A 25,596-nucleotide genomic window follows, 5' to 3' on the forward strand; every position below is an offset into this window, starting at 1 on the left:
GAGGATGGAATCATGCAGGGTATTTCTGCAAGCCCCGAGCGGATGAACGCGCAACAGCGGGCGGCGCACATTCGCCAGGTGGTCCTGGCCCGGGGCGATGAACTGCGCCGGCGCTTTCCCTTGCTGCGGCACCAGGACGCGCTGGGCGCGGGGATCCTTGCGTTCGCTCTGTCGGGGATGCTGGGGTCAGCGCTGCTCTATGTCACGGGTCACCTGGCCTGGTGGGCGTGCCTGCTGCTCAACGCGTTCTTCGCCTCCCTGACCCACGAGCTGGAACACGACCTGATCCACAGCATGTACTTTCGCAAGCAGCGCCTGCCCCACAACCTGATGCTGGGGCTGGTGTGGCTGGCGCGGCCGAGCACCATCAACCCCTGGGTGCGCCGCCACCTGCACCTGAATCATCACAAGGTGTCCGGCAGCGAGAGCGACATCGAGGAGCGCGCCATCACCAACGGCGAGCCCTGGGGCATCGCCCGCCTGCTGATGGTGGGGGACAACATGATGGCGGCCTTCATCCGCCTGCTGCGGGCGCCGGGGGCCAGGCGCAAGCTGGGCATCCTCGTTCGTACCCTGGCGGTGTACGCGCCGCTGGCATTGCTGCATTGGGGCGCCTGGTATGTGTTCCTGGGCTTTCATGGGGCCAACGGCGTGGCCGCCCTGCTGGGCAGCCCGATCCAGTGGTCGCAAGACACCGCGTCGCTGATGCACTACGTCGATATCGCCGTGGTGGTGATCATCGGCCCCAACGTGCTGCGCACCTTCTGCCTGCACTTTGTCAGTTCCAACATGCACTACTACGGCGACATCGAGCCGGGCAACGTGATCCAGCAGACCCAGGTACTCAACCCCTGGTGGATGTGGCCGTTGCAGGCCTTCTGCTGCAACTTCGGCAGCACCCACGGCATCCACCATTTCGTGGTCAGGGAGCCGTTCTACATCCGCCAGATGACGGCATCGGTGGCGCATAAAGTGATGGCCGAGATGGGCGTGCGCTTCAACGATTTCGGCACCTTTGCCCGGGCCAACCGCTTTACCCGGCAGGAGCGCGAAGCGATGCAACCGGCGCATAACGCCCGGGCTTGAGGGGGCGGACTGTCTTTCTGGTTAAATACCCAAGGACCGATAACGTTAAGCCAAGGTCACGCAGTGCCGGGAAACGCCCGGAATCCGCGAAGAGGCAACGACAGGGAGACAGTATGAGCAGTGCGGTAAGGCGATTGATCGCCGTTGCCTTGATGAGTGTGGGCAGCGCGTCGCTGGCCGACTCGGTGGCGCAGGGCAGTGACGAGGCACTGGCGCTGAGTATCTTGAAGCATCTGGAAGTGAACGGTTTTCGCAATTCCTTGCGGCCGCGGCATTACCCGGACGGCACCACGCTGGGCCAGACGCCCTATCGGATCTACGAGAAGGCCGCAGGCGCCGAGGGCACCTACAGCGCGGTGGACGAAGAGCAAAGCTGGGTCTACAGCGTCAGAGTGATGGAGCAGGGGAAGCAGGGCATCGCCATCTGTTTTGTCGACCAGAGCCTGCGCGGCAGCTACTTGGCCGCTTCGCCGTTGCGGGTCGAGAAAAACCGGGCTGGGCATTACGTCGTGGTCAAGGAACTGCCGAATACCCCGGCTTGCCGCATCACCCGAGGCTGAGGCCAGCGCCTGGCGCAGCTCGGTGTATTCACCGACAACCCAAACGCACCCCGTAGGAGCCGGCTTGCCGGCGAAAGGGCCCTGGAGACTTGTGTTGTTCTGGAGGACGCCTTCGCTGGCAAGCCAGCTCCTACACAAGCAGGCTCCTCCAGGGGCCGGTTCATAGACAAGCCAGCTCCTGCAAGATCAATCCGGCTGGAACGGTGATTCGCTGAGGATCACTCCGGTTTCATCCACATAACGCTGCCATTCTTCCAGCAGGGTGCGCAGTTTTTCCGGCTGGCTGTGGGCCAGGTCGTGAATCTCCCCCGGGTCCTGGCCCAGGTCGTACAGCTGCCACGTCGCCGGGCCCACGGGGCCGGGGATGTACACCGCCTTCCACTGGCCCTGGCGAATTGCCCGGCGGCCGAACAGCTCCCAGCCGGTTACCGTTTGTTCGTCATGCACCCGGGCGGTTTCGCCGGAGAGAAAGCCCAGCCACGACTTGCCCCGCAGTGGCGCCACATCGCGCCCGCGCCAGCGCTTGCCCGGGTGGCGCACGCCGGCCAGGTCGAGCAGGGTCGGAGTAATGTCCATCACCGTGCCGAAGCCGTGGCTGATCTGCCCCTTGAGCGGCAGTTGCGGGTAGTGCAGCAACGCCGGCACGCGAATTCCGCCCTGGGTGGTGAAGGCCTTGAACAGCCGCGATGGCGCAGTGGCCGCCTGGGCCCAGGCCGGGCCGTACCAGACGTAGGAGTTGGCCCGGCCGATGTTCTCCAGGCGGTTGTCGTAGTGCTGGTTGAGGTAGGTCAAAAGCTCCGGGCCGAACTTGGGGAAGGCTTCCAGCAGCGCGCCCTCGGCACCGTTGTCGGACATGAACAGGATCAGGGTGTTGTCCAGCTGGCCTTGCTGGCGCAGGTAGTCCACCACCCGGCCGATGTTCCAGTCCATGCGCTCGACCATCGCCGCATACACCTCCATGGCCCGTGCCGACACCTGGCGCTGTTCTTCGCTGAGGGCGTTCCATTCGGCGTTCAGGTTGATCAGCGGATGGGGCTCGACCTGCGGGTCCACCAGGCCCAGGGCCTGGAGTTTTTCCAGGCGCTCGCGGCGCAGCACTTCGGGGCCGGCGTCATAGCGGCCCCGGTACTTGGCGACGATTTCCTCCGGAGCCTGCAGCGGCCAATGGGGCGCCGAGAACGGCAGGTAGGCGAAGAACGGCCGGCTCTGGTCGCGCTCTTTCAGGTACTGCAAGAGCTTGTCGCCAAAGGCATCGGAGGAATAGAAACCCGCTGGCAGTTCATCGATGAAGCGGTCGTCCTCGATGTACAGCGCCGGCGTGGATTTGAGCAGCCCGGGGGTGTGCTCGTCGTAGGTCGGCTCGAAGCCGTAGTGGTTGGCCGCCCCCGGCAACAGCGAGAACGAGCGCTCGAAGCCCCGGGCATGGGGCGCGCGTTCGGCAGTCAGCCCCAGGTGCCATTTGCCGCTCATCAGGGTCTGGTAGCCGGCCTCGCGCAGCAGTTCCGGCAGGGCCACCACGCGGTCGTTGAGGTAACCCTCATAGCCCGGCTTGCCGATCAGCTCGGGGGTCAGGGCTTCGGCCATGGTGCCGATCCCGGCAATGTGGTGGTCGGTGCCGGTGAGCAGCATGGAGCGGGTTGGCGAGCAGGTGGGGGCGGTGTGGAAGTCGGTCAGGCGCAGGCCGTTGAAGGCCAGGGCATCGAGGTTCGGCGTGGCGATCTCGCCGCCGAAGGCGCCGAGGTCGGAGAAGCCCAGGTCGTCGGCCAGGATCACCAGGAAGTTGGGACGTTGCGGCATCGAGTCACTCCTGTTCAGCAAGCAATGAAGGTCAGGGGCAGGTCGCGGATCTGTACCGGCGAAGGCGCCTGGTAGAGCTCGTCGCGGGTCAGTTCGTGAAGCAGCTCCTCACGCAGTTGGTGGAAGTCGAAACTGCTGCGCTGGCGCGGGTGGGGCAGGGCCACCTCGACCACGCGCTTGATCCGCCCCGGGCGCGGTTCCATCACCACCACCCGGTCGGCGAGGAAAATCGCTTCCTCGACATCGTGGGTCACCAGCACCGTGGTGATCTTGGCCCGCTCGCGGATCGCCAGCAGTTCGTCCTGCATCTGTTGGCGGGTCAGGGCGTCGAGGGCGCCGAAGGGTTCGTCCAGCAGCAGGATCCGCGGGCTGGCCACCAGCCCACGGGCAATGGCCACCCGTTGCGCCATGCCGCCGGAGAGCTGATGGGGATAGGCCCGGGTGAAATCCTTGAGGCCCACCAGTTCGATGAATTCGCCGACCCGCTGCTGGCGCTCGGCGGCGCTCAGGGGCTCGTTGACCAGGCCCAGGCCGATGTTCTCGGCCACCGTCAGCCAGGGGAACAGGCGGTGTTCCTGGAACACGATGCCGCGCTCGCCGCCGATGCCGCTGACGGCCTTGCCGTCGACCCGGATCTGGCCACGAAACTCGGTGTCCAGGCCGATCAGCAGGCGCAGCAGGGTGGACTTGCCGCAACCGCTGGAACCGACGATGGCGACGAACTCGCCTTCGGCGATGTCCAGGTTGAATTCGCGGATCGCCTCCACCTCGCCACCGGCGACGGCGAAGGTCTTGCCCACGTGAGTGAAACTGACCAGGGGTGCGTTCATGCGTGTCTCCAGCGGGTGGCGCGAAGTTCGAGTTGTTGCCCGATCAGGTTGAGCAGGGCCCCGGTAAGGCCCACCAGGAGCATGCCGGCCATGATCAGGTCCATGCGTAGCAGTTGCTGGGCGCTGATCATCTGGCTGCCGATGCCGCCGTTGGACGGCATGAAATATTCCGCGCCGATGGTGCCCAGCCAGGCGTAGATCAGGCTGATGCGCAGGCCGGCGAAAATCCCCGGCGCGGCGCCGGGCAGCACCAGCCGGCGCAGCCGTTGCCAGAGGTTCAGGCGCAGTACCTGGGCGGCTTCCGCCAGTTGCGGCGAGAGCTGGGCGACGCTGCGCTGGGTGGCGATGAACAGCGGGAAGAATGCGGCCAGGGCGACGAACACCCACTTGGCCAGTTCCCCCAGGCCGAACCAGGCGGTGAGCAGCGGCACCCAGGCGAAGATGGCGATCTGGCGGATGGCGGCCAGGGTCGGGCCCAGCAGGCGTTCACTGAACCGCGACAGGCCCAGCAGCAGGCCAAAGGCAAAGCCCAGGCCGCCGCCCAGCAGAAGGCCGCCGAGGGTGCGGCCCAGGCTCAGGCCCATGCCCCCCAGCAGGCTGCCATCGAGCAGGCCGTTGCCGGTGGTGGCGAGTACCGCCAGGGGGCTGGGCAGGATGTTCGGGTCGACCCACTGCTGGTCGCTCGCCACTTGCCACAGGGTTAGCAGCGCCAGGGGCAGCAGCCAGGGTTGCAGGCGCTGCCAGCCCTGGTAGCGCGGGCCGCGACGGAATTCGGCGGTGGCCGGGTGCGGCCAGTGCACCAGCCGGCGGTCGAGCCAGCCGATGCCGCGGTCCATGCACACCCCCAGCAGGCCGATCACCAGGATGCACACGAAGACGATGTCCAGCATGAACAGCTGGCGTGCCCAGACCATCAGGTAGCCGATGCCTTCGCTGGAGGCCAGCAGTTCCACTGCCAGCAGCGAGGTCCAGCCGGTGGCCAGCGCCAGGCGCACCCCGGCCATGAAGGCCGGCAGCGCAGCGGGCAGCACCAGGCGGCGCACCAGCAGCGCCGGCGGCAGGCGCAGCACCGCGGCGGCTTCCCGCAGCCGGGGCTGGGCATCGCGCACGCCCACCAGGGTGTGCAGGGTCACGGGCACCACCACCGCCTTGATCAGCACCACTAGCTTGAGCACTTCGCCGATGCCGAAAAACACCATGAACAGCGGGATCCAGGCCAGGGTGGGGATCTGCGACAGGGCGCCGAAGGTGGGAAACACTAGGCGCTCCAGGCGTCGGCTGAAGCCCAGGGCACCCCCCAGCAGGGCGCCGGCGGCGATACCCGCCAGCAGGCCCCAGAACAGCCGTTGCAGGCTGATCGCCAGATGGCTCCACAGCTCGCCGTGGGCCAGCTCCAGGGCACTGCTCCAGACCAGGGCCGGGGCCGGCAGGATCTGTTCGCTCATCCATTGATTGCGGCTGGCCAGCCACCACAGGGCGAACAGGCTGATGGGCAACAGCCAGGGCAGCAGCCGCTGGCTGATCAGGGGCCAGCCCGGGCGTCCGTCGGACGGCGCCGCCAGGGGCAGGCTGAGCAGGGAAACACGGGCCATGGATGACCTCCGTCGTCGGGTACTGCATGGCGTGGGTCGATGCCGTAGGGGCTGGCTTGTCGGCGAATCAGCGTTTGAGGGTCTGTTCGCTGGCAAGGCGGTTTCTACGTGTTATGCATTTGTGATCTATTAAAATTCTTATCGATTCTATTAAGAGATAAGAAAGGCCATTTAAGGCTTCTCGCCGACACGCATCCAATGCATTTGAAGAATATTTTTCATGCATTTCATGCATATCCCCGGGGACGCCCGTGGCAGCTGATTTATTCGATATGGTTATTAAAATGTGAATTTATAGTATTTAAATGTTGAACGATTCCGTGCCTACCTTTTGCTCCTCTCAGCCTTTGCCACCAGGAGCCGCACCCATGAACCTTCCCTTCAAACGCGTCATCAGCCTGTTCGCCGCCCCGGCCCTGGCGGGGCTCCTGGGCTGCCTGCCGCTGCTGGCCCAGGCCGACGAACTCAAGGAAATCCGCATTGCCGTGCCCGACCTCAGTGCCGGCACCCAGCACAGCGGCGGTGGGGTGGTGGATGTGCTGCGCCAGCAACAGATCTTTGAAAAGGCCTTCGCCGACCAGGGCATCAAGATCCAGTGGAATTTCTTCAAGGGCGCAGGCCCGGTGATCAACGAGGCCTTCGCCAACGGCCAGGTGGACCTGGCGTACCTGGGGGACCTGGCCGCCATCATCGGCAAGTCCAACGGCCTGGATACCCGCCTGCTCAGCGCCTCGGCCCGTGGGGTCAAGCACTATCTGGGGGTGGTGCCGGGTTCCGGGATCAAGACCCTGGAAGACCTCAAGGGCAAGCGCGTGGCAGTGTTCCGTGGCACCGCCACCCAGCTGTCGTTCGACGCGGCCCTGGCCAGCCGGGGCCTGAGCGAGAAGGACCTGAAGGTGGTCAACCTTGACTTCAACGCGGCGGTAGCTGCATTGGCGGCCAAGCAGATCGACGCCTCCTGGGGCAGCACCGGGCTCTCGGCCCTGCGCAGCAAAGGCCTGGCCGAACTGCCCCTGAGCACCAAGGACCTGGGCGGCGCCGGCAGCGTGCAGAGCGTGCTGGTGGGCGCCGGCAAGTTTGTCGACGAACATCCCGAGGCCGTGGAAAAACTGCTCAAGGCCCAGCAGCAGGCCGTAGAGTGGCTGACCCAGGACAGCAACAAGGAAGCCTACATCCAGCTGGTTTCGGGGCTGGCCAGCTACCCGCCGGTGATCTTGCAGGATGACCTCAAGGACCAGCGCCTGAGCGAGATCTTCCCCTCGACCCTGGACCCGGTGTTCCTCGGCAAACTGCAGGATTCGGTAGACCTGGCGGCCAAGGAACGCTTGATTCGCAAGCCGTTCAAGGTGGATGCCTGGGTCGCCCCGCAGTTGGCCGCTGCCGGTCTTTGAGGTCGGCACCATTCGCCGGCAAGCCGGCTCTTGCGTAACCCTGGAGCCGGCTTGTCGGCGAGGGCGGTCTTGAGGGCCTCTTCGCTGGCAAGCCAGCTCCTACGGTCGACGGGGATATCGTGCGGGATCTTGTAGGAGCCGGCTTGCCGGCGAAGCTGTTCTACACGGCGATGGCGTGCCCCTGCCGATCCACCGCCACCAGCACTTCGATCATCTTGCGCGCCGCCGGCGACAGGCGAAAACCGCTGCGGCTGACGATGCCGCAACGCGCATTCAGGCTGTCGATGTTCTGCGGCAGGTTGCGCCAGTGCAGCAGCGCCAGCGAACCCTGGGCGATGTCTTCGGCAAAGGCCTCGGCGGTGCCCACGCCGATGGCATTGGACTGGCGGACGATCTTCACCAGCGCCGGAAAGTGCTCGGTTTCGATGGTGGGTGAAAAATCGATGCGTCCGCTGAGGTTGGCCAGCAGCTTGCGAATCCCCGGGGGGATCAGGGTGGTGGCCAGGGGGTAGTCGAACATGTCGTTGGTGGACAGGCTTTCCTTGGCCAGCAGCGGATGCCCGGGACGGCAGAAGAACACCCCGCGCTTGGGCGTCAGGGGCTGGGTCTGGTAGTTCGGGTCGGCCTCGAAATGGCGGATGTCGGCGATAAAGAATTCGATCTCTTCGCGGTTCAGGCTGCGGCTGAGTTTTTCCCAGTTATCCACGGCAAAGCAGGTGCGCACCTTCGGGTGGGCACTGGTGAATTGCGCCACCGCATCGGGCACCAGTTTCACCGCCGGGGCCGGGCCGCAGCCGAAGCGCACTTCGCCGGCATCGAGCTTGGTCATCTGGGTCACTTCGCTGCTGAGCAAGGCCGCGCCCTGAACCAGGCTCAAGGCGTGTTGCAGCACCACCTGGCCTTCCGGGGTGGGGCGCAGATCCTTGTTGCCACGGTCCACCAGCACGCAGCCGAACTCCTGCTCCAGGCCCTGGATACTGCGGCTGAAGGCCGGCTGGGTGATGCCCATGGCGTCGGCGGCGCGGACAAAACTGCGGTGTTCATTGAGGGCGATGAAGTAACGCAATTGGCGAAGATCCATATGCTTTCCCGGCATCCGAAAAATAGCTCGAAGGCATTTGCGACGAGTGAGGAATGAGGTTTTAAATGCAAGCTCTTATTCCGTCAACGAAGCATGTAGTTATCTATTAGATCTAAATTGAATATAGATAGAGCGTTGTTTCGCGGCGGTTCCACTGTAAGCAGTCCGATGAGGGTGTACCTGATGAGCAATGCCGCCTTAGCCGTTCAACCTGCTGTTCATGCCCTTGATATTCACCCGGTGGCCGGCCGTATCGGCGCCGAGATCCGTGGCGTGCAACTGTCCGGCGATCTCGACGCCGCCACCGTGGAAGCGATCCGGCAAGCGCTGGTGCAGTACAAGGTGATTTTCTTCCGTGGCCAGACCCACCTCGACGACCAGAGCCAGGAAGCCTTCTCGCACCTGCTGGGCGAACCGGTGGCCCACCCCACCGTGCCGGTACGCGACGGCACCCGCTACCTGATGGAGCTGGATGGCGCCCAGGGCCAGCGGGCCAACTCCTGGCACACCGACGTGACCTTCGTCGACGCCTACCCCAAGGCCTCGATCCTGCGCTCGGTGGTGGCCCCGGCCTCCGGTGGCGACACCGTCTGGGCCAACACCGCCACGGCCTACAACGAACTGTCGGCGGAACTGCGGGAGCTGGCGGACAAGCTCTGGGCGGTGCACAGCAATGAATACGACTACGCCGGGGCCAAGCCGGACGTTTCGGCGGAGAAGCTGGAGCGTTACCGCAAGGTGTTCACCTCCACGGTGTTCGAGACCGAGCACCCGATCGTTCGCGTGCACCCCGAGAGCGGTGAAAAGAGCCTGGTACTGGGGCACTTCGTGAAGCGCATCAAGGGCTATTCCCAGGCGGACTCGGCGCATTTGTTCGGCTTGCTGCAAAGCCACGTCACCCGTCTGGAAAACACCGTGCGCTGGCGCTGGAGCGCAGGGGACGTGGCGATCTGGGACAACCGCTCGACCCAGCACTATGCCGTGGACGACTACGGCACCCAGGACCGCATCGTGCGCCGTGTGACCCTCAAGGGCGACGTTCCGGTGGGCGTCCACGGCCAGCGCAGCCAGACCATCAAGGGGCTCTGACCCGCCCCCTCAAGCCCCTACGGGCATTTACCCGATGAACCTACCCACTGTAGGAGCTGGCTTGCCAGCGAAGGCGCCCTCGAGAGCACTGCAAGACTTGAGGGCCTCTTCGCCGGCAAGCCGGCTCCTACAGGAATTTACGCGATGAACCTGCCCGCTGTAGGAGCTGGCTTGCCAGCGAAGGCGCCCTCGAGAGTGCTGCAATGCCCAAGGGCCTCTTCGCCGGCAAGCCGGCTCCTACAGGAATTTACGCGATGAACCTGCCCGCTGTAGGCGCCGGCTTGCCAGCGAAGGCGCCCCTGAGAGTGCTGCAATGCCCAAGGGCCTCTTCGCCGGCAAGCCGGCTCCTACGGGGGAAGGTGCAGGTACGGGTGGGGGTTACCACACGCCGATCTGTACCAGCTTTTCGCTTTCCGGCTCGCCGTAGCGAAAACGCTGGCCGCGCAGGTCGATTTCTTGATGGCTGATGGTGGTACGGCGTTTCAGGCCGCGCAGCCATTCCAGCACATATCCCAGGTGTTCTTCGCGCACCGCGGCATAGGCCGGATCGGCCCCCAGGTCGTGCAACTCCTGGGGGTCGTTGTGCAGGTCGAACAACTGCGGGCGCAAGCCATCGTAGGCCAGGTACTTCCAGCGCTCGCTGCGCACCATGGTCATGCGGCAGCGGTCGATGGGCTGGCCCAGGCGCTCTCGCGCAGGGGCCTGGAAGGCGTAGTCGTATTCGCTGATGGCGTAGCGGCGCCAGGCCGGTTCGGCGCCGTGCAGCAGGGGGATCAGCGAGCGGCCTTCCAGGCGATGCTCGGCCCCCGGCAGGCCCAGGGCCTCGAGAAAGGTCGGCAGGGCGTCGATGGTTTCCACCAGGCGTTCGTCCACGGTGCCGCGGCTGCTGTCTGCCGCCGTGCGCGGGTCGCGGACGATCAGCGGCACGCCCACCGCCGGTTCCAGCAGAAATTCCTTTTCCCCCAGGTAGTGGTCGCCAAGGAAGTCGCCGTGGTCGCTGGTGAAGACGATCAGGGTGTCGTCCCAGCGGCCGTTGCTCTGCAGGAAGTCAAACAGCCGGCCGAGCTGGTCATCCACCTGCTTGATCAGGCCCATGTAGGTGGGCACCACGTTCAGGCGCACCTCATCCCGGGAAAAATTCAGGCTTTCTTCATGCTGGCGGAAGGCGGCGTAGACCGGGTGATCGCTGAGCTGCCCTGGCGCGGCGCGCACCGCCGGGATCACCTGCTCCGGGCCATACAGCGAGTGGTAGGGCGCGGGTGCGATATAGGGCCAGTGGGGCTTGATGTAGGACAGGTGCAGGCACCAGGGCTGCTCGCCTTGTTCGCTGATGAAGTCGATGGCGCGGTCGGTGGTGTAGACGGTTTCCGAGTGCTCTTGCGCGACCCGGGCCGGCAGGTGGGCGTTGCGCATTTTCCAGCCGCTGCGGATTTCTCCCTGCTCGCCGGCCCCGGCGTTGGCCCAGTCGTGCCAGGGGTTGCGCCCTTGGTAGCCGAGGTCGCGCAGGTAGTGTGTGTAGGGCGCCGACTCGCGCTTGTCGTCGAATACCGGGTCGTCGGGGTAGATGCCGTCATGGCGGAAATAGGGCTCGAAGCCGACTTCGTTGAGCACCTCGGCCTGGGCACTTTCGGGGTCGATGGCCAGGCGTTGCAGGGCGTCGAGGTTGGGTGTGGCGTGGGTCTTGCCCACCAGCGCGGTGCGGATGCCGTGGGGTCGCAGGTAGTCCCCCAGGGTCAGTTCTTCAAGGGGCAGGGGCACGGCGTTCCAGGCCACCTGGTGGCTGCTGACGTAGCGCCCGGTGTAGGCCGACATGCGCGACGGGCCGCAGATGGTGCCCTGGGTGTAGGCGCGGCTGAAGCGCACCCCGGCGTTGGCCAGGCGGTCGATGTTCGGGGTATGCAGGTGCGGGTGGCCGTAGCACGAGAGGTAATCCCGGCGCAGCTGGTCGCACATGATGTAGAGCACGTTGCGCACGGGCGGATGGGTATTGGACATGGGGTTCACCAAGGGGAAGACAGGCGAGGTTTTTCGCCTCCGGCGGGGGCTTCCGGCAAGCGCATTTGCCGAATAGTTTCGATGCGTTTCATGCAATGCCGACCGGCCCCCCACGTCGTGTGCGGACGGCAGGGTCTTGTAGGAGCTGGCTTGCCAGCGAAGGCGTCCCTGAGAGCGCTGCAAGGCTCAAGGGCCTCTTCGCCGGCAAGCCGGCTCCTACGGTGAGAGCATGCAGGTGGCTCAGACCGCCAGGTTGTCCAGGCTGCACACGTCCTCGTCCTGTTCGTCGATGCGCTTGATCTCGTCGATCATCGCCGCGGCCAAAGGCGACAGGCGATAGCCGGCGCGGCTGACGATGCCGTAGCGGGTGTAGAGCTCTTCCAGGTCGTCGGCCAGGCCGTCGATCTTCAGGCACACCAGCTCGCCCTTGGCGTTGTGCAACGCGTCGCTGTAGGAACCGATGATGCCGATGGCATCCGAGCGCATGACCACCCCCAGCAGGCTGTAGCTGTTTTCGCATTCCACATTGGGCGTGAAGTCCGGCTTGCCGCTCAGGTCGACAATGACCTTGCGCAGGTTGGGCGGGCGGATGGTCACCGCCAGTGGGTAGCTCATCAGTTCGCTGGCGCTGACACTTTCGCGCTGGGCCAGGGGGTGTCCGGCGCGGCAGCAGAAATGCCATTTGCGCGGGCGCAGGCGCTGGGTCAGGTAGTCCGGATCGGCCTCGAAGTGCCGGGTGTCGGCAACGAAGAATTCGAACTCTTCGCTGAGCAGGCGCTTGCTCAGGCTTTGCCAGTCATCCACCTGGAACTGCACCCGGGCCTTGGGATAACGCCCGATAAAGCTGCCGATGGCCCGGGGGATCAGCCCGGCGGCTGGCGCGGGGCCACAGCCGAAGCGCAACTCTCCCGCTTCCAGGCCATTGAACTGGCTGATCTCGTTGGCCATCTGCTGGGCGCCGCTGACCAGCCGGCGCGCGTGCTCCAGCAGCAACTGGCCCTGCTTGGTCGGCGCCAGGTCCTTGCGCCCGCGATCCACCAGCTGGCAGCCGACGCTGTGTTCCAGGGCCTGGATGCTGCGGCTGAAGGCCGATTGCGAGAGGTTCACCGCCGCTGCGGCCGCGACAAAGCTGCGCTGTTCGGCGAGGGCGATGAAGTGGCGGAGCTGGCGCAGGTCGATATGCATTTTTCACATAAAAAATATCGGGGAAATGCATTGGCTATGCATTAGGTCGACTCCTTATAAAGGCAATCTCTTATGCAGTAAATCTTTGTAAAAACATAAATAAATAACTTTAAGGAATATACAAGGCTGTATATTTTCTGACCAGGAGCCGCCCATGAGCCCGTTGTCCCTCGCTTCACCCCTCTCGCCCCGGCGGCTCAAGCGCCTGCCCCTGGCGCTGTTGCTGGCCGGCAGTGCCAGTTGGACACCGACCTGGGCCGAAGAGGCCCCGGCGCCGCAAGCCACCCCGGCCAAGAGCAGTGCCAACAAGGCCAAGGCCGATGATGGCCAGTTGCAGACGGTGACCGTCACTGCCCGTCGACGCGAGGAAAGCTCCCAGAGCGTGCCCACCCCCATGAGCGTGGTCAGCGGCCAGGCCCTGGAGAGCCAGCGGGTGTACCGCATCCAGGATCTGCAGCAACTGGTGCCCAGCGTCAACGTCGCCTACATGCATGCGCGCCAGTCCAGCGTGTCGATCCGTGGCCTGGGCAACAACCCGGCCAGCGACGGCCTGGAAGGCAGCGTCGGGCTGTACATCGACAACGTCTACCTCGGAAGGCCGGGGATGGCGGTGTTCGACCTGATGGATATCGAGCAGCTGGAAGTGCTGCGCGGCCCCCAGGGCACCCTGTTCGGCAAGAACACCACCGCCGGGGTGATCAACATCAGCACCCGGGCGCCGAGCTTCACCCCGGAGCGCAGCATCGAAACCTCCCTCGGCGAGGATGGATACTTCCAGACCAAGGGCACGATTTCCGGGCCGCTGACCGATGAGCTGGCGGGGCGTTTTTCCGCCTATCGCACCCGCAGCGACGGCGACATCAAGAACGAATTCGACGGCCACGACCTCAATGGCGGCTCACGCCAGGGCTTTCGCGGGCAGTTGCTGTACAAGCCCAATGAGAGCTTCAACCTGCGCTGGATCGGCGACTACAACGAAGAGGATTCCAGCGCCGGCACCCGAGTGCTGTACAGCACCGGCCCGACCATCAACGGCACCAATGTCTACGAGTCGCGCGCGGCGGCGGCCGGCGCGACCCTGGTCAATGGTTCGCACCGCAAGGTCAACCTGGACAACGACCAGCACGTGACGGTGTTCCAGGGCGGCACTTCGCTTGAGGCCAACTGGACCCTGCCCAGCGACTTCACCCTGACCTCGGTCAGCTCCTACCGCTGGTGGAATTTCACCCCGCGCAACGACGATGGCCTCAACGTTCCGGCCAGCTACAACGCCGGGGTTTCGGTGCAAGACAAGCAGTGGTCCCAGGAATTTCGCCTGGCCTCGCCCACCGGCGGCTTCTTCGACTACGTGCTGGGCGCCTACTACTTCGGCTCCGACCTGGACAACAAATCCTTCGCCTATTACGGGCCCAAGGCGGACATCTGGAACGGCACCCCGGCCGGCGCCCTGAGCAACGTCACCAGCATCGGCAACGGGCATATCCAGACCAACAGTTTCGCCCTGTTTGCCCAGGGCACCTGGCACCTCACCGAGCGCCTGGATTTCACCGCCGGCCTGCGCGGCACCTACGAGGAGAAAAGCGCCTGGGTGACCCGTAACGCCCCGGTGGGCGGCGTGGCGGTGGCCGGCGCCGCCGCCAACGCGCGGCGCGGGCGCACCGGAGCCTATGACTCCGGCGACCTCAACCAGTACAGCACCAGCCCCTCGGGCCTGCTCAACCTCAGCTACCGCATCACCGACGACCTGCTGGGCTACGCCACCCTGTCCCACGGCGAGAAGTCCGGTGGGGTCAACCTGACGGTGGGGTCGGCGCCTACCGCCGGGGCCGATTCGCTGCTGATCGGCACCGAGCGCGCCAACAACGCCGAGCTGGGTTTCAAGAGCACCCTGTGGGACCGCCGCCTGCAACTCAACGCCAACCTGTTCTGGACCCAGGTCAACGGCTACCAGACCAACGCCTACGACGACGTCAACCGCGTGCAGTACCTGACCAACGCCGGTTCGGTGCGCTCGCGCGGGGTGGAAGTGGAAAGCACCCTGGTGCCGATCCGTGGCCTGACCCTGAACCTCAACGGTTCCTACAACGACGTGCGCTACCTCTCCTACAAGGATGCGCCGTGCCCGCCGGAAGTCAGCCTGCGCCCCGGTGCCCCGGCCTCGTGCGATCTCAGCGGCCACCAGGTGGTGGGCGCCTCGAAATGGATCGGCAACGCCAACGGCGAATACAAGTGGAACCTGGACAACGGCCTGGAAGAGTACGTCACCGCCAGCTATGCATTCCGTTCCAAGGCGGTGGGCACCGTGGAGGATTCCGAGTACGGGCAGATCCCCAGCTACGCCGTGGTCAACCTTTCCACCGGCTTGCGCGGCAACTACGAGCAGGGCCAGTGGGACGTTTCGCTGTGGCTGAAGAACGCCTTCGACAAGACCTACTACACCACCCTCTGGACCGGCGGCAACGGCGGTTACGAAGGCCTGCTGGGCACCCCGCGGACCTTGGGCGTGACCGGTCGCTACGATTTCTGATACCCGGCTTTTCGCACCTTGCGCCGGGTTCTCCGGCGCCTTTCGACTTGAACAGGAGTGCTTGTCATGTTGCGCCTCACCACCGCTTTGCCCCTGCTGCTGTCCACCGCCCTGCTGGCCTCGGCGGTGCAGGCCGCGCCCAGCGTCTACCCCACCGGCGTCACTCGCTACGACCCGGCCAGGGCCTATAACCAGTACGTGATCTTCAGTGGTGCCGATAAGCAGACCCACCTGATCGACATGAACGGCAACGAAGTGAAGAACTGGCCCCAGGCCGGTTTCCCCTCGGCCATCATCGACCCGCAACTGGTGGGCGGCGAGCGTGGCCGGGTGCTGTTGCAGCTCAAGGACAAGGAGCCCGGGCCCCTGGGTTCGGCGGGCAACGGCCTGGGCAACCAGAGCGTCGGCGAGCTGGACTGGAACGGCAAGCTGGTCTGGCAGTGGGGCGACCAGGCCCCGGGCGGTGCGGCCCAGCAGCATCATGACCAGCGCCGGCTGAGCAACGGCAACACCCTGGTGCTGGCCAACAAGGTGCACAAGGTGGCGGGGTTCAAGGAGCCCCAGGTGATCGACGACGCGATCTATGAAGTCAGCCCCGAGGGCCAGGTCAAATGGCAGTGGCTGGCCTCCGAACACCTCACGGAATTCGGCTTTACCCCGGCGCAACTGAAGCTGGTGTACGGCACCGACAACCCGGACTACCTGCACATCAACAACCTCAGCGTGGTGGGCCCCAACCAGTGGTTCGACGCCGGTGATAAACGCTTCGCCCCGGACAACCTGCTGATCGACTCGCGCAACGCCAACTTCATCGCCATCCTCGACAAGCACAGCGGCAAGGTGGTCTGGCGCCTGGGGCCGAACCTGTCGCCGATCAACCCGAAGACCGCCGCCAAGGTGCCGCGCCCGGTGGACCAGTTCGTCGGCCAGCATGACGCCCACATCATTCCCGCCGGCTTGCCAGGGGCCGGGCATCTGCTGGTGTTCGACAACCAGGGCACCGCCGGTTACCCCTCGGTGCCCCTGGGACTGATCGCCGGCTCCCGGGTGCTGGAGATCGACCCGATCAAGAACCAGATCGTCTGGCAGTACAGCGCCGCCAGTTCCCGGCAGCCGGGCTGGGCTTTCTACAGCTCGTTCATCAGCAGTGCGCGGCGCCTGCCCAACGGCAATACCCTGATCGACGAAGGCATGAACGGACGCTTCTTCCAGGTGACGGCCGGCGGTGAAATCGTCTGGGAATACGTCAGCCCCTATCTGGGCAAGGCACCGGGCAGCGAGGCCATCAGCAACTGGGTGTACCGGGCTCTGCCGGTGAGTTACGACTGGGTGCCCCAGGGCACGCCGCGTTCGGAAACGGCAGTGAGCGTGCCGGACTCGGGGCTCAAACAGGCGGGGATTTGAGCAGGTTCCCGGGGGCGGGCGGCCTCGCCACAAATCAGGTGCGGGAGCAGCCCTGGGGATGGCTTCAGAAGTAGAAAAACAGGCCGGTGTCGCGTTCCAGGGCCAGTCGATTCAAGGCGATCAGCTTGGGGAGCAGTTCGTCTTGCGCCGTAGCGGCCCGGGTCAGGATCGACAGGGCCGTGGCCAGGGCGGCCTGGCCCTGGATCGAGGCGTCCTCGTAGTCATCGATCAGGGTGCCCAGGGCACGGTTCAAGCTGGGCAGCAGGTCGCTGCGGGACAGGGTTGCCCACTGCTCCGGGGACAGGGCCAGCTCCTCCAGGTCGCCCGGTAGGCACTGGTCCAGGTCCAGGCGTTGCTGGGCGTCTTTGCTGGTGGGCACGACTATCCACTTCATGGCTGCCACAGCTCGACAAAGGCCTTGAAATCGGCGGCCACCGGGTAACGGCTGGCGCTCTCGGGGTCGAAGATTTCCACCGCCACGGCCGGGCTGTTGAAGTCCAGGCAGATCAGCAGGCCGCCGGCATCCCGGGCAATCGGCAGGCAGCCTGCGGCGAGCCCCGGCACACGGCCAGGGCTGGCGTACCAGAGCAGGGTCCAGGGCTGGCTGCTCAGGCCGAATTCGAAGAACTCGCTGATGCAGGTGTAGCCGCCGTCATAGGCGAAGCCGCCGATCCCCGGCGTGGCGGCCTCGGCGTACTGCACCAGCTCCAGGTACAGCGACGGAAACTCGACGCCGAGGCGATGCTGCACCTGGGCGATCAGCTGTTCGTCCACGATAGATCCGGGTTCTATTTCCCAGGCATTCCAATCCAGGGTCATGCTCGACATGCGCCTTGTCGTTGAGGGACCGCGCCCGCCCGATGGAGGATCGGGCGGGCGTCGAGGGGCGATTGTAGGCGTGTCGCCCGGTGCGTGGTAGGCGCTTATTTGCAGCTATGGCCTTCGGGCAGGGTGACGGTGTATTTGCGCTGCACCCGGTTGCGGAAGTCCAGGTTGTCCAGGCTTTCCTGCACCAGGAAATCCTCGACCTTGGCGTCCTGGCAGTCCTCGTTATAGGACGAGGCCCGCAGCAGGAATACCGTGCGCCGGCTCTGCTCGTCCTTGGCCTTGATGTTGAAGGTACTGAGGGTGGTGTAGCCGGTGCGCTCCGAGGAACCCACCGGGCCCCAGGTGGTGGTCGGGGTGCTGTTGCACACCAGGTTCTTGTCTTTATGGGTGCTCTGCTTGCACACCGTCTTGGTGCTGCTGGGCACCTGGCCGTAGTCGGTGGCGGTGTAGCGGTAGCTGACCTTTTCGCTGCCCACGTCGAGGGTGAAGTTCATTCGGAACGGCGGATGGTTCTTGGGCAGCGACGTATCGGTGTAGACCTGCTTGAAACCCATGCCATGCAGGGCGGCGACCATGTCGCGCAGGTAGTAGCTGGCGTTGAGGCCGTGGGCATCGTTGGCTCCGTTGATGCTTACCAGCACCGGGGCCTGAGGGTCGAAGTAGTAGTCCGGGGCCGGAGTGGCGGCAATCGCCACTTCGAGTTTGTTGGCGCAGCCGGTCAAAAGACAGGCGAGCAAAAGCAGCGGGCAGAGCAGGTAGCGAGTCATGAATAAGCCAATGTGCAACGTGAGGAGTGGTAAGGCTTTAACGATCGGGACTCGGATCAAACAAACGCGGGGGTGTCACGCGGGCTCGGTGGCCTGATATTCCAGCAGGTCGCCGGGTTGGCAGTCGAGTGCGGCGCAGAGTTTGTCCAGGGTCTCGATTTTCATCCCCTTGACCTTGCCATTTTTCAGCAACGACAGATTGGCCTCGGTAATGCCCAGGATGGCGGCCAACTCTTTCGAGCGAATCTTGTTTTTAGCCATGACAACGTCAAGCCGAACGATAATGGTCATCTCATTGTTCTATATGTAGTGACTGTGCTCATCACTGAGGACTTTGGCGTCGCGCATGATAATGGAAAACGAGCAGAGCAAGATTCCTTTGACCACCTCGTAGGCCGCGTAGGACGAGAAGCCCGCGGAAATCTGCAGGATGCGCTGGCCGGGCGGCAGGTCGATGGACAGGGCCAGGCCTTGCAGGGTTTCCATCATCGGGAACGTGGCCGGGGCGACTATCCACAGCATGCCCACGCGCCAGAGGATGCGGATGTTGCGATCGCTCCAGGTTTCGCCACGGGACAGGCGCAGGAAGAACACGCCGGTCAGGTACAGGGCGAAGCTCGACAGCAGCAGTGGCAGGAAGTCGAGGATCACCAGCAGGGCGAAGCTCAGCGACGAGAGCTTGAAGTCCGCTTCCAGCAGGCGCGGCGAGTGTTCGGCGAATACGCCGAGCAGGGCGCCCAGGACCTGGTCCTTGCTGTAGATCCAGAGCCCGGCATTGCCGCCCAGCTCCACCACGCCCATGACCCAGGCCAGGATCGCGGCCAGCAGGCCGACCCGTCGTAAGCGGTACTGGGCCGAGCCGTTGATTTGGGAGTTCATGCGTTATTCCTTGCAAAACTTTGGGGGTGGCAAATTATTGATAAAAAATTATCGAATTACAATAATTTATTTTCAATAATCGTCACGACTCCAGGCCAGGAATCATGCTGTGGCGAGGGAGCTTGTTCCCGCTCGGGCGCGTAGTGGCCGTAAAACCTGAGGTTGGGGTCTTATTGGTGTACCTATCCATTGCTGCGGTCACGGCCACTTATGGTTTCGCTCTTGCAGCGAGTCACTTTGAAGCCCGGAATGCCGGCCAGCCCAAAGTAACCAAAGGCTCCTGCCCCTCCACTCGGTGCCTCGCCTGCGTTTGGCCATCGTGTCTAAGGGGGCAGGAAGATCAAAAGCCAGAGCAAGATCAAAATCTGCCGGCGGCCTGCCTGCCGGCCTATCTCTGTCGTCCTCCACGTTTCCCGTCGCCGCTGCCGAGCCTGCGAAAGGGACTGCAGGGCCTTGCTTGGCGATCTCGCGCCGGTCCTCTGATGCCTGGCGGATCGCCGCGAGTCTCCACGAGCCACTCTGTGTGGCCGAATCAGTCGCGCTGCGGCTCCAGCAAGTCGAACGACAGGACCTTGATCTGCCGGTCGGCGCTATAGACGAACCCAACCCGCGCACCGGGATGCAGGTGCTCCGGCAGGCGGTAGCTCTCCCAGGCGTTGAGCGTGTATTGCCCATCTGCTGATGGCCTGCGCTCCCCCGATCGCAGGGGCGTACCCAGCAGGTTGCGGATGTCGGCGTGGGTCATGCTGCGCGAGAACGGGGCGGGCAGCTCGCCCCTGTAGAAGGAGCGCCCCTGTTCAAGGGGCATGAGTTCGATCAATACCTTTTCCAGGGCCAGGCTGTCTTCCCAGAAGTCCAGCATCAGGCCGGGCTCGACGATCACGGTCAGCCAATCGAATTCGTCGTAGATCTTGTCCGTCGGGGTCTCGATGCGTTCTCCCCGGGCGATCAGTTCTGCATGGCTGAGCCCCAGGCTGCTTACCCAGCGGCCGATCGTTGCAGCGTCCATCGCTATTCCTGTGTCCTGAGTTGAGTGTGTGCCCGTTGTCGCGAGAGGCGTTGGCGGCCGATCTTAGCCGGTCGAGAAGGATAGTGGTGCTGTGGCGACATGAAGAACGCCGCCTGCCGTGCTGGCAGGCGGTGGGTTGGAGGGCCGGTGTCAGGCCGGTTGGGGCGCGGTATCGAGCTGGGCCCGGGCCTGATAGCTGGCGGGGCTGAAGATCCGGGTCAGGAACAGCATCGCCAGGACACCCACGATCAGCACCCACCAGGCGCTGACAAAGCTGCCGGTGACTTGCCGCAGCCAGCCGCTGAGCCATGGCGAGACGGCGTTGATCAGAAAGCCCACGCCCTGGACAAAAGCCGCCAGTTGCCCGGCTTCCCGAGGGTCGCGCCGGTGATCCAGGGTGAGGATCAGGCTCAGGGCAAAGCACGCTCCGAGGCCGAAGCCGATCAGCGCCACCCACAGGTGCGGGCTCTGCAAGGGCCACAGCACCAGCCCGAGAAAACCCGCGGCCTGGGCCGCGAGGCTGATGCCCAGCAGCGGGCGGCGGTCGCTGCTGCGTTGGGCCAGAGCCGGCATCAGCAGGGCGGCGCTGACTTGGAACAGGGTCATGAAGGCCAGCAGCGAACCGCTCTGGCTGGCGCTCCAGCCCATCTGCAGGTAGTAGGCCGGCACCCAGGCGACCATGCTCATGTAGCCGCAGTTCACCAGGCCGAAATACAACGCCAGCAGCCAGGCGCGGCGGTTGTTCCAGAGCCCGGCCAGGGGAGCCGGGCTGCCGTTGCGGCGTCCGGCGCCCAGGGGCAGGCAGGCCCAGAGCAGCAGCGCCGCCATCGCCGGTAGCAGCCAGACGCCAAGCCCCGCCTGCCAGTTGGCGAAGTGGCTGGCCACCTGCGGGCTGAGCAGGGCGGCAATGCCGCCACCGCCCATCAGCGAGGCCGAGTAGACGCCCATGGCCAGGGCCACCCGGTGCTGGAACTGGCGCTTGATCAACGCCGGCACCAGGGCCTGGATCAAGGCCACCCCGGCGCCGCCGAGCAGGGCGGTGGCGAGCAAGGCCGCGGCCTGGCCGAAGAACAGCCGCACCAGGCAGGCCAGCAGCACCAGCAGCAAGCCCAGGGAAACGCCCCGACGCTCGCCCAGGCGGGCTTCGATGCGTACACCGAGCAAGGCCACCAGGCCCATGCAGATCACCGGCAGGCTGGTGAGCCAGGCGCTGCTCTGGAAGCTCATGCCGGTGGCGCCGCGGATCTCGTTGAGCAGCGGGCTGACCGAGCTGAGGATGGGCCGCAGGTTCAGCCCCAGGCACACCAGCAGGGCCCAGCCGGCCCAGCGCTGGAAGGTGGATTCAGTTCGCTGCATGACGCTCCTGCCAATCCTGGTAGAGGGCGCTCATCGCTGCCTGGGGCAGGTGCAGCACCGGCAGGCGCTGGGCTTCCAGGGGCTTGCTCAGTTGCTGGTAGATGGCCGCGGTGGACAGGCCGAACGGCTCAGCTTGCTCATTGCTGGCAGCGAATACCGCGCGGGACACGCCGCACAGGTACATGGCGGCCAGGCACATGGGGCAGGGCTGGCCGCTGGCGTAGATCACGCAACCATCCAGGCGCGGGCCCAATTGCCTGCTGGCGGCGCGGATGGCCAGCATCTCGGCGTGGGCGGTGGGGTCCTGGCTGAGGTGGATTTCATTCACCGCCTCGGCCAGTACCCGGCCGTTGTGCACCAGCAATGCGCCGAACGGGCGGCCGCCCTGTTCGACATTGCGCCGGGCCAGTGCCACGGCCTGTTGCAGGTAGTGTTGATCGTCGTGCATGCAAGGTTCCTTCAAAAGAGGGGCGGGCTCAGGCAGCGCCGGCATCGCGCAGCAGCTTGGCGATGGCGCCCTGGCCACGGCGCTCGGCCTGTTGCAACGGGCTGAGGCCGGCACGGTCCGGCAGGTTCAGGTCGGCGCCGGCGGCAATCAGTTGGGCGACGATCTGTTGGTGCGCCGGGCCGCCGTCGGACAGCACTATGGCTTCCATCAGGCAGGTCCAGCCCAGGTGGTTGACGTGGTCCAGCTCGACGCCAGCCTCGATCAGCAGGCGCACGGTTTCCACGTGGCCGCGTTCGCAGGCCGGGATCAGCGCGGTGCCGCCGTAGCGGTTGGTGCTCTTGAGATCGGCGCCGTGGGCCAGGGTCAGCTTGAGGATTTCGTTGTGACCGCTGGCGCCGGCCAGCAGGTAGGGGCTGTCCTGGATCAGGTTCTTGCGGTTGACGTCGGCCCCGGCCTCGATCAGCGCCCGGGCGATGTCGATGCGGTTGTCCCGGGTGGCCACCAGTAGCGGGCTGCTGCCGTCCAGGCCACGACCATCGAGCGCCGCGCCTTGCTCAAGCAACTGTTGCACCTGTTGCAGTTGCCCCTTGCGTACCGCTTCCAGCAACGCGCCATCGCTGGCCATGACCACCCCCGCAGTGAACAGGCCGGCGGCGATCAGGCCGCGTTTGAGAAAACGCTTGAGTTGCATGAGAACCTCCCGTTCCGGCTGATGAAAGGGAAGTATGGTGACGGCCATGGGTATTCTGAAATTAAATATAATCATGCCAACCAGTGGCATTCAGGATGGTAGGTCAACATGTTGGATCCGGTGTTGTTACGCAGTTTTGTCGCGGTCGCCGACAGCCAGAACTTCACCCGCGCCGCCGAGCGCCTGCACCTCACCCAGTCCACTGTGAGCCAGCAGGTGCGGCGCCTGGAAGAGAGCCTGGGCTGCCAGTTGCTGGACCGTGACCAGCGCCGGGTGGTGGCCACGGTGGAGGGCGAGCGGCTGCTGGCCTACGCCCGGCGCATCCTGGCGCTGCATGAAGAGGCCAGCGATATGCTGGTCAACCAGCGCGGCGAAGAGGTCCTGCGCCTCGGGGTGCCGGAAGATTTCGCCGCCGAGCGCCTGATGCCCATGCTCTCGCGCTTTGGCCTGGACTACCCGGCAGTGCGCCTGGAGGTCAGCAGCGGCCTGGGCCCTGAGCTGTTGCGCCAGTACCGGCGGGGTGAGTTCGACCTGCTGCTGGTCAAGCAGATGGGCCACAGCGATGACTGCGTGGACTCCTGGCCCGAGCCGCTGTGCTGGGTCGATAGCGTTCGCCAGCCCGCCTTTGGCCGCGATCCGTTGCCTTTGGTGGCGTTCCCGGTGGGCGGCCTGTACCGCCAGGAAATGCTCCATCACCTGGAGGTCGGAGGCTGGCCGTGGCGCATCGCCTATTCCAGCGCCAGCCTGGCCAGCGTCTGTTCGGCGGTGGCGGCGGGCCTGGGCATCAGCCTGTTGCCGGTACGGGTGCTGGGCAAGGGGCATCGCGTGCTCGACGCCGACAGCGGTTTGCCGGACATCCAGGGCGTGCGCCTGGCGTTGTACGCCGGCAGTGGCTTGAGCCGGGCCGGCAAGGAGCTACAGGAACAGTTGCGGGCAGTGGCAAGCGTCAAGCCGCAAGTGGCCAGGCGATGACTGTCTGCTGGTTGGCCAGGTTCGTCTGCACCAGGGCTGTACAGGCCGATCATCCGGGGGGCGAGTTGCGGAACAGCTTCGTCTAGCCGTCGCGCGTTCGATAACAGGCGGCCGCCGGGATCTCGTCGCCTCATGCCGGTAGCACAGTGCCCCAGCGGCCCTGGAATGCCCCTTCACAAGATTGTTCAAGCAGCGCAAGGGCTGATCTTGAGGGGGCGCTGCTGCTTGGAGAGCTGTTCCATCCCCCGCCAAGCGTCTTGTTTCGATGCTTTGCGGGAATATTTTCGATGCCCGCAAGGCATGGTGTTTTTCCCTCTTGGCTGCAGCCCTTGAACCACGGGGCCTGGGGCTTTTTCGCGAAATCATGTATTCGATTTCGATCTATCTATAACTTGAAAGATTACTTTAAGAGATAAGCACGGGGCACTGATCATTGACCCCGCGGCACCGTTGCGTGGGGGCAGTTCAAACGCCGGTGCCGGGTTTTTCAAAAGATCGTAGGGAGTGAATCCATGGGCAATGTCCAGACCGCCGCCAGTGCACACGAGGTGCTGTGGCGCCAGGCACCGAGCGGCGAGTTGGTCGACCTCGGCCGGCCTCACCGCTTGCCGCTGGGCCAATTGCGTCTGCAACGCACGCCCAAGGGGATATTGCGTCGCCGTGAGGCCATCATCCTCGGCGCCGCGGCCCTGGTACTGCACGCGGCAGTGATCTACTGGCTGAGCCAGAAGCCGACCCCGGTGCTGCCGATCGTACCGCCGGAAATCCCGCCCATGACCATCGAGTTCTCGCGCCCGGCGCCGCCGGTGGTCGAGCCCCCACCGCCACAGCCGGTACAGCCGGTGGTGGAGCCGCCACCGCCAGTGGAGGACGAGCTGGCCGTGAAGCCGCCACCGCCCAAGCCGGTGCCCAAACCCAAACCCAAGCCGGTGCCCAAGCCCGAGCCGAAACCTGCGCCCAAACCGGTGCAGCAGACTCCGGCGCCGCCACAGCCCGCGGCCCCGGTAGCCGCTCCGGCTCCGCCCGCGCCACCGGCCCCGGCGCCCGTGACCCCGGCTTCGGCGAATGCCGCGTACTTGAAGAACCCGGCGCCGGAATATCCGTCGCTGGCCCAGCGTCGCGGTTGGGAAGGCACGGTGCTGCTGCGGGTACATGTACTGGCCAGCGGCAAGCCGGGCGAGATCCAGATCCAGAAGAGCAGTGGTCGCCAGCAACTCGATGACGCCGCCCTGGCCGCGGTCAAGCGCTGGAGTTTCGTCCCTGCCAAGCAGGGCGACGTGGCCCAGGACGGCTGGGTCAGCGTACCCATAGATTTCAAGATTCATTGAGCCGCAAGGCCGATCAACCAACACGCGCTAAACGCTTACACAGAGGGAACACATCATGACGTTACTGGCATCTCCACTGGAATCCATCGAAAGCGCGGTGATCTGGCTGTTGGTGGTCTTCTCCGTCGCCACTTGGGGCCTGGCCCTGGTCAAGGGCGTGCAGTTCGCCCGCCTCAAGTCCCAGGATCGCAAGTTCCATAATCAGTTCTGGGCAGCGTCCAGCCTCGACTCCGCTGCCTCGTTGAGTGAAACCCAGCCCGGCGCGGCGGCCCGGGTGGCCCAGGCCGGCTATGCGGCGATCCAGGTTGGCGAAGCGCCCCACGCGGCGGACCTGAGCCAGGCAATCAACCACCAGGACCGTCTCGAACGTGCCCTGCGCCAGCAGATCGTGCGTGAGCGTCGTTCCCTGGAAACCGGCCTGGCGGTGGTTGCCAGTATCGGCAGCACCTCGCCCTTCATCGGCCTGTTCGGCACCGTGTGGGGGATCATGGAAGCCTTGAAAGGCATCAGCGCTGCTGGTTCGGCGAGCCTGGAAACCGTGGCCGGTCCCATTGGCGCAGCCCTGGTGGCGACGGGGGTGGGGATCGCCGTCGCAGTGCCGGCGGTGCTGGTCTACAACTACTTCCTGCGGCGCCTGAAGCTCACGGCCGCGGACCTGGACGACTTCGCCCACGACTTCTACAGCCTGGCGCAGAAGAACTCCTTCCGCGTGCTGATCCACCCGAGCGTGCACAAGGCCGCGGCCCAGGGCAGCCCGCAAAAAGTGAAGGAGGCGTCCTGA

At 65.0% G+C, this 25,596-nt stretch carries 24 protein-coding genes; 9 read left to right on the forward strand and 15 right to left on the reverse strand.

The genetic code is table 11. The features are described 5' to 3' along the window. Positions 1 to 12: 12 nt before the first annotated feature. A complete protein-coding gene (locus AC07R1_RS22345; protein ID WP_065364760.1) occupies positions 13 to 1,086 on the forward strand; it encodes a fatty acid desaturase in 1,074 nt (357 codons plus the stop codon). 113 nt (positions 1,087 to 1,199) lie between these two features. After that, positions 1,200 to 1,646 carry a pesticin immunity protein gene (locus tag AC07R1_RS22350; protein ID WP_011058584.1) on the forward strand — a complete coding sequence of 149 codons (447 nt, stop codon included), beginning with the start codon at positions 1,200 to 1,202 and terminating at the stop codon, positions 1,644 to 1,646. A 186-nt stretch (positions 1,647 to 1,832) separates the two neighbouring features. On the opposite strand, the gene AC07R1_RS22355 is transcribed toward AC07R1_RS22350, so the two are convergent. From AC07R1_RS22355 to AC07R1_RS22365, 3 genes are read right to left on the reverse strand one after another with little or no spacing between them, the layout of a single operon-like run. Next, positions 1,833 to 3,443: an arylsulfatase gene (locus AC07R1_RS22355; protein ID WP_015633716.1), complete on the reverse strand. Its 1,611-nt coding sequence runs from the start codon at positions 3,441 to 3,443 to the stop codon at positions 1,833 to 1,835. Between the two features lie 14 nt (positions 3,444 to 3,457). After that, positions 3,458 to 4,273 carry an ABC transporter ATP-binding protein gene (locus tag AC07R1_RS22360; RefSeq protein ID WP_011058586.1) on the reverse strand — a complete coding sequence of 272 codons (816 nt, stop codon included), beginning with the start codon at positions 4,271 to 4,273 and terminating at the stop codon, positions 3,458 to 3,460. Beyond that, a complete protein-coding gene (locus tag AC07R1_RS22365) occupies positions 4,270 to 5,865 on the reverse strand; it encodes an ABC transporter permease (protein WP_019095371.1) in 1,596 nt (531 codons plus the stop codon). Before AC07R1_RS22365 ends, AC07R1_RS22360 begins: the two co-directional genes overlap by 4 nt. A 368-nt stretch (positions 5,866 to 6,233) precedes the next feature. Here AC07R1_RS22365 and AC07R1_RS22370 point away from each other — a divergent pair, with 368 nt between their 5' ends. Beyond that, positions 6,234 to 7,256: an ABC transporter substrate-binding protein gene (locus AC07R1_RS22370; protein WP_015633718.1), complete on the forward strand. Its 1,023-nt coding sequence runs from the start codon at positions 6,234 to 6,236 to the stop codon at positions 7,254 to 7,256. A 160-nt stretch (positions 7,257 to 7,416) separates the two neighbouring features. On the opposite strand, the gene AC07R1_RS22375 is transcribed toward AC07R1_RS22370, so the two are convergent. Then, positions 7,417 to 8,337 carry a LysR family transcriptional regulator gene (locus tag AC07R1_RS22375; RefSeq protein ID WP_015633719.1) on the reverse strand — a complete coding sequence of 307 codons (921 nt, stop codon included), beginning with the start codon at positions 8,335 to 8,337 and terminating at the stop codon, positions 7,417 to 7,419. Between the two features lie 183 nt (positions 8,338 to 8,520). Here AC07R1_RS22375 and AC07R1_RS22380 point away from each other — a divergent pair, with 183 nt between their 5' ends. Next, positions 8,521 to 9,426, forward strand: coding sequence for a TauD/TfdA dioxygenase family protein (locus tag AC07R1_RS22380; protein WP_495110950.1), 906 nt, complete (start codon positions 8,521 to 8,523; stop codon positions 9,424 to 9,426). 378 nt (positions 9,427 to 9,804) lie between these two features. Here AC07R1_RS22380 and AC07R1_RS22385 read toward each other — a convergent pair whose 3' ends face one another. Both AC07R1_RS22385 and AC07R1_RS22390 read right to left on the reverse strand, forming a co-directional pair. Next, a complete protein-coding gene (locus AC07R1_RS22385; protein WP_492585228.1) occupies positions 9,805 to 11,421 on the reverse strand; it encodes an alkaline phosphatase family protein in 1,617 nt (538 codons plus the stop codon). 240 nt (positions 11,422 to 11,661) lie between these two features. After that, the gene (locus AC07R1_RS22390) at positions 11,662 to 12,606 is read right to left on the reverse strand and encodes a LysR family transcriptional regulator (RefSeq protein WP_495110951.1); all 945 of its coding nucleotides are present in this window, start codon (positions 12,604 to 12,606) and stop codon (positions 11,662 to 11,664) included. Positions 12,607 to 12,760: 154 nt separating this feature from the next. Here AC07R1_RS22390 and AC07R1_RS22395 point away from each other — a divergent pair, with 154 nt between their 5' ends. Both AC07R1_RS22395 and AC07R1_RS22400 read left to right on the forward strand, forming a co-directional pair. Further along, entirely contained in the window at positions 12,761 to 15,133 is a 2,373-nt protein-coding gene (locus AC07R1_RS22395) for a TonB-dependent receptor (RefSeq protein ID WP_077933189.1), read from the forward strand. 66 nt (positions 15,134 to 15,199) lie between these two features. Further along, positions 15,200 to 16,537, forward strand: a complete 1,338-nt coding sequence (locus AC07R1_RS22400) for an aryl-sulfate sulfotransferase (protein WP_495110952.1) — start codon at positions 15,200 to 15,202, stop codon at positions 16,535 to 16,537. A gap of 64 nt (positions 16,538 to 16,601) precedes the next feature. Here the strand turns inward: AC07R1_RS22400 and AC07R1_RS22405 are convergent, their stop codons facing one another. The 9 genes from AC07R1_RS22405 to AC07R1_RS22445 form a co-directional block, all read right to left on the reverse strand. Beyond that, positions 16,602 to 16,931, reverse strand: coding sequence for a hypothetical protein (locus tag AC07R1_RS22405; RefSeq protein WP_236203006.1), 330 nt, complete (start codon positions 16,929 to 16,931; stop codon positions 16,602 to 16,604). Further along, entirely contained in the window at positions 16,928 to 17,365 is a 438-nt protein-coding gene (locus tag AC07R1_RS22410) for an SMI1/KNR4 family protein (protein ID WP_011058596.1), read from the reverse strand. The genes AC07R1_RS22405 and AC07R1_RS22410 overlap by 4 nt, the downstream gene beginning before the upstream one ends. A gap of 95 nt (positions 17,366 to 17,460) precedes the next feature. Continuing rightward, the gene (locus AC07R1_RS22415; protein ID WP_047335383.1) at positions 17,461 to 18,132 is read right to left on the reverse strand and encodes a hypothetical protein; all 672 of its coding nucleotides are present in this window, start codon (positions 18,130 to 18,132) and stop codon (positions 17,461 to 17,463) included. A gap of 75 nt (positions 18,133 to 18,207) precedes the next feature. Beyond that, positions 18,208 to 18,423: a helix-turn-helix domain-containing protein gene (locus tag AC07R1_RS22420; protein WP_011058598.1), complete on the reverse strand. Its 216-nt coding sequence runs from the start codon at positions 18,421 to 18,423 to the stop codon at positions 18,208 to 18,210. Between the two features lie 9 nt (positions 18,424 to 18,432). Next, positions 18,433 to 19,011: a hypothetical protein gene (locus AC07R1_RS22425; RefSeq protein ID WP_015633727.1), complete on the reverse strand. Its 579-nt coding sequence runs from the start codon at positions 19,009 to 19,011 to the stop codon at positions 18,433 to 18,435. A 532-nt stretch (positions 19,012 to 19,543) separates the two neighbouring features. After that, positions 19,544 to 20,020 carry a DUF6392 family protein gene (locus AC07R1_RS22430; protein WP_174395564.1) on the reverse strand — a complete coding sequence of 159 codons (477 nt, stop codon included), beginning with the start codon at positions 20,018 to 20,020 and terminating at the stop codon, positions 19,544 to 19,546. 150 nt (positions 20,021 to 20,170) lie between these two features. Further along, positions 20,171 to 21,376 carry a CynX/NimT family MFS transporter gene (locus AC07R1_RS22435; protein WP_495110953.1) on the reverse strand — a complete coding sequence of 402 codons (1,206 nt, stop codon included), beginning with the start codon at positions 21,374 to 21,376 and terminating at the stop codon, positions 20,171 to 20,173. Then, a complete protein-coding gene (locus AC07R1_RS22440; protein ID WP_401402384.1) occupies positions 21,363 to 21,824 on the reverse strand; it encodes a nucleoside deaminase in 462 nt (153 codons plus the stop codon). Before AC07R1_RS22440 ends, AC07R1_RS22435 begins: the two co-directional genes overlap by 14 nt. 28 nt (positions 21,825 to 21,852) lie before the next feature. Next, on the reverse strand, positions 21,853 to 22,515 hold the full coding sequence (locus AC07R1_RS22445; RefSeq protein WP_011058603.1) for an ankyrin repeat domain-containing protein: 663 nt from the start codon (positions 22,513 to 22,515) through the stop codon (positions 21,853 to 21,855). A 108-nt stretch (positions 22,516 to 22,623) separates the two neighbouring features. Here AC07R1_RS22445 and AC07R1_RS22450 point away from each other — a divergent pair, with 108 nt between their 5' ends. The 3 genes from AC07R1_RS22450 to AC07R1_RS22460 all read left to right on the forward strand — a co-directional run bounded on the left by AC07R1_RS22450 (position 22,624) and on the right by AC07R1_RS22460 (position 25,596). Further along, positions 22,624 to 23,487 carry a LysR substrate-binding domain-containing protein gene (locus AC07R1_RS22450; RefSeq protein WP_011058604.1) on the forward strand — a complete coding sequence of 288 codons (864 nt, stop codon included), beginning with the start codon at positions 22,624 to 22,626 and terminating at the stop codon, positions 23,485 to 23,487. A 512-nt stretch (positions 23,488 to 23,999) separates the two neighbouring features. Continuing rightward, on the forward strand, positions 24,000 to 24,815 hold the full coding sequence (locus AC07R1_RS22455; RefSeq protein ID WP_011058605.1) for an energy transducer TonB: 816 nt from the start codon (positions 24,000 to 24,002) through the stop codon (positions 24,813 to 24,815). Between the two features lie 55 nt (positions 24,816 to 24,870). Next, on the forward strand, positions 24,871 to 25,596 hold the full coding sequence (locus AC07R1_RS22460) for a MotA/TolQ/ExbB proton channel family protein (RefSeq protein ID WP_011058606.1): 726 nt from the start codon (positions 24,871 to 24,873) through the stop codon (positions 25,594 to 25,596).

Source organism: Pseudomonas sp. GW821-FHT07F01 (genome assembly GCF_059418825.1).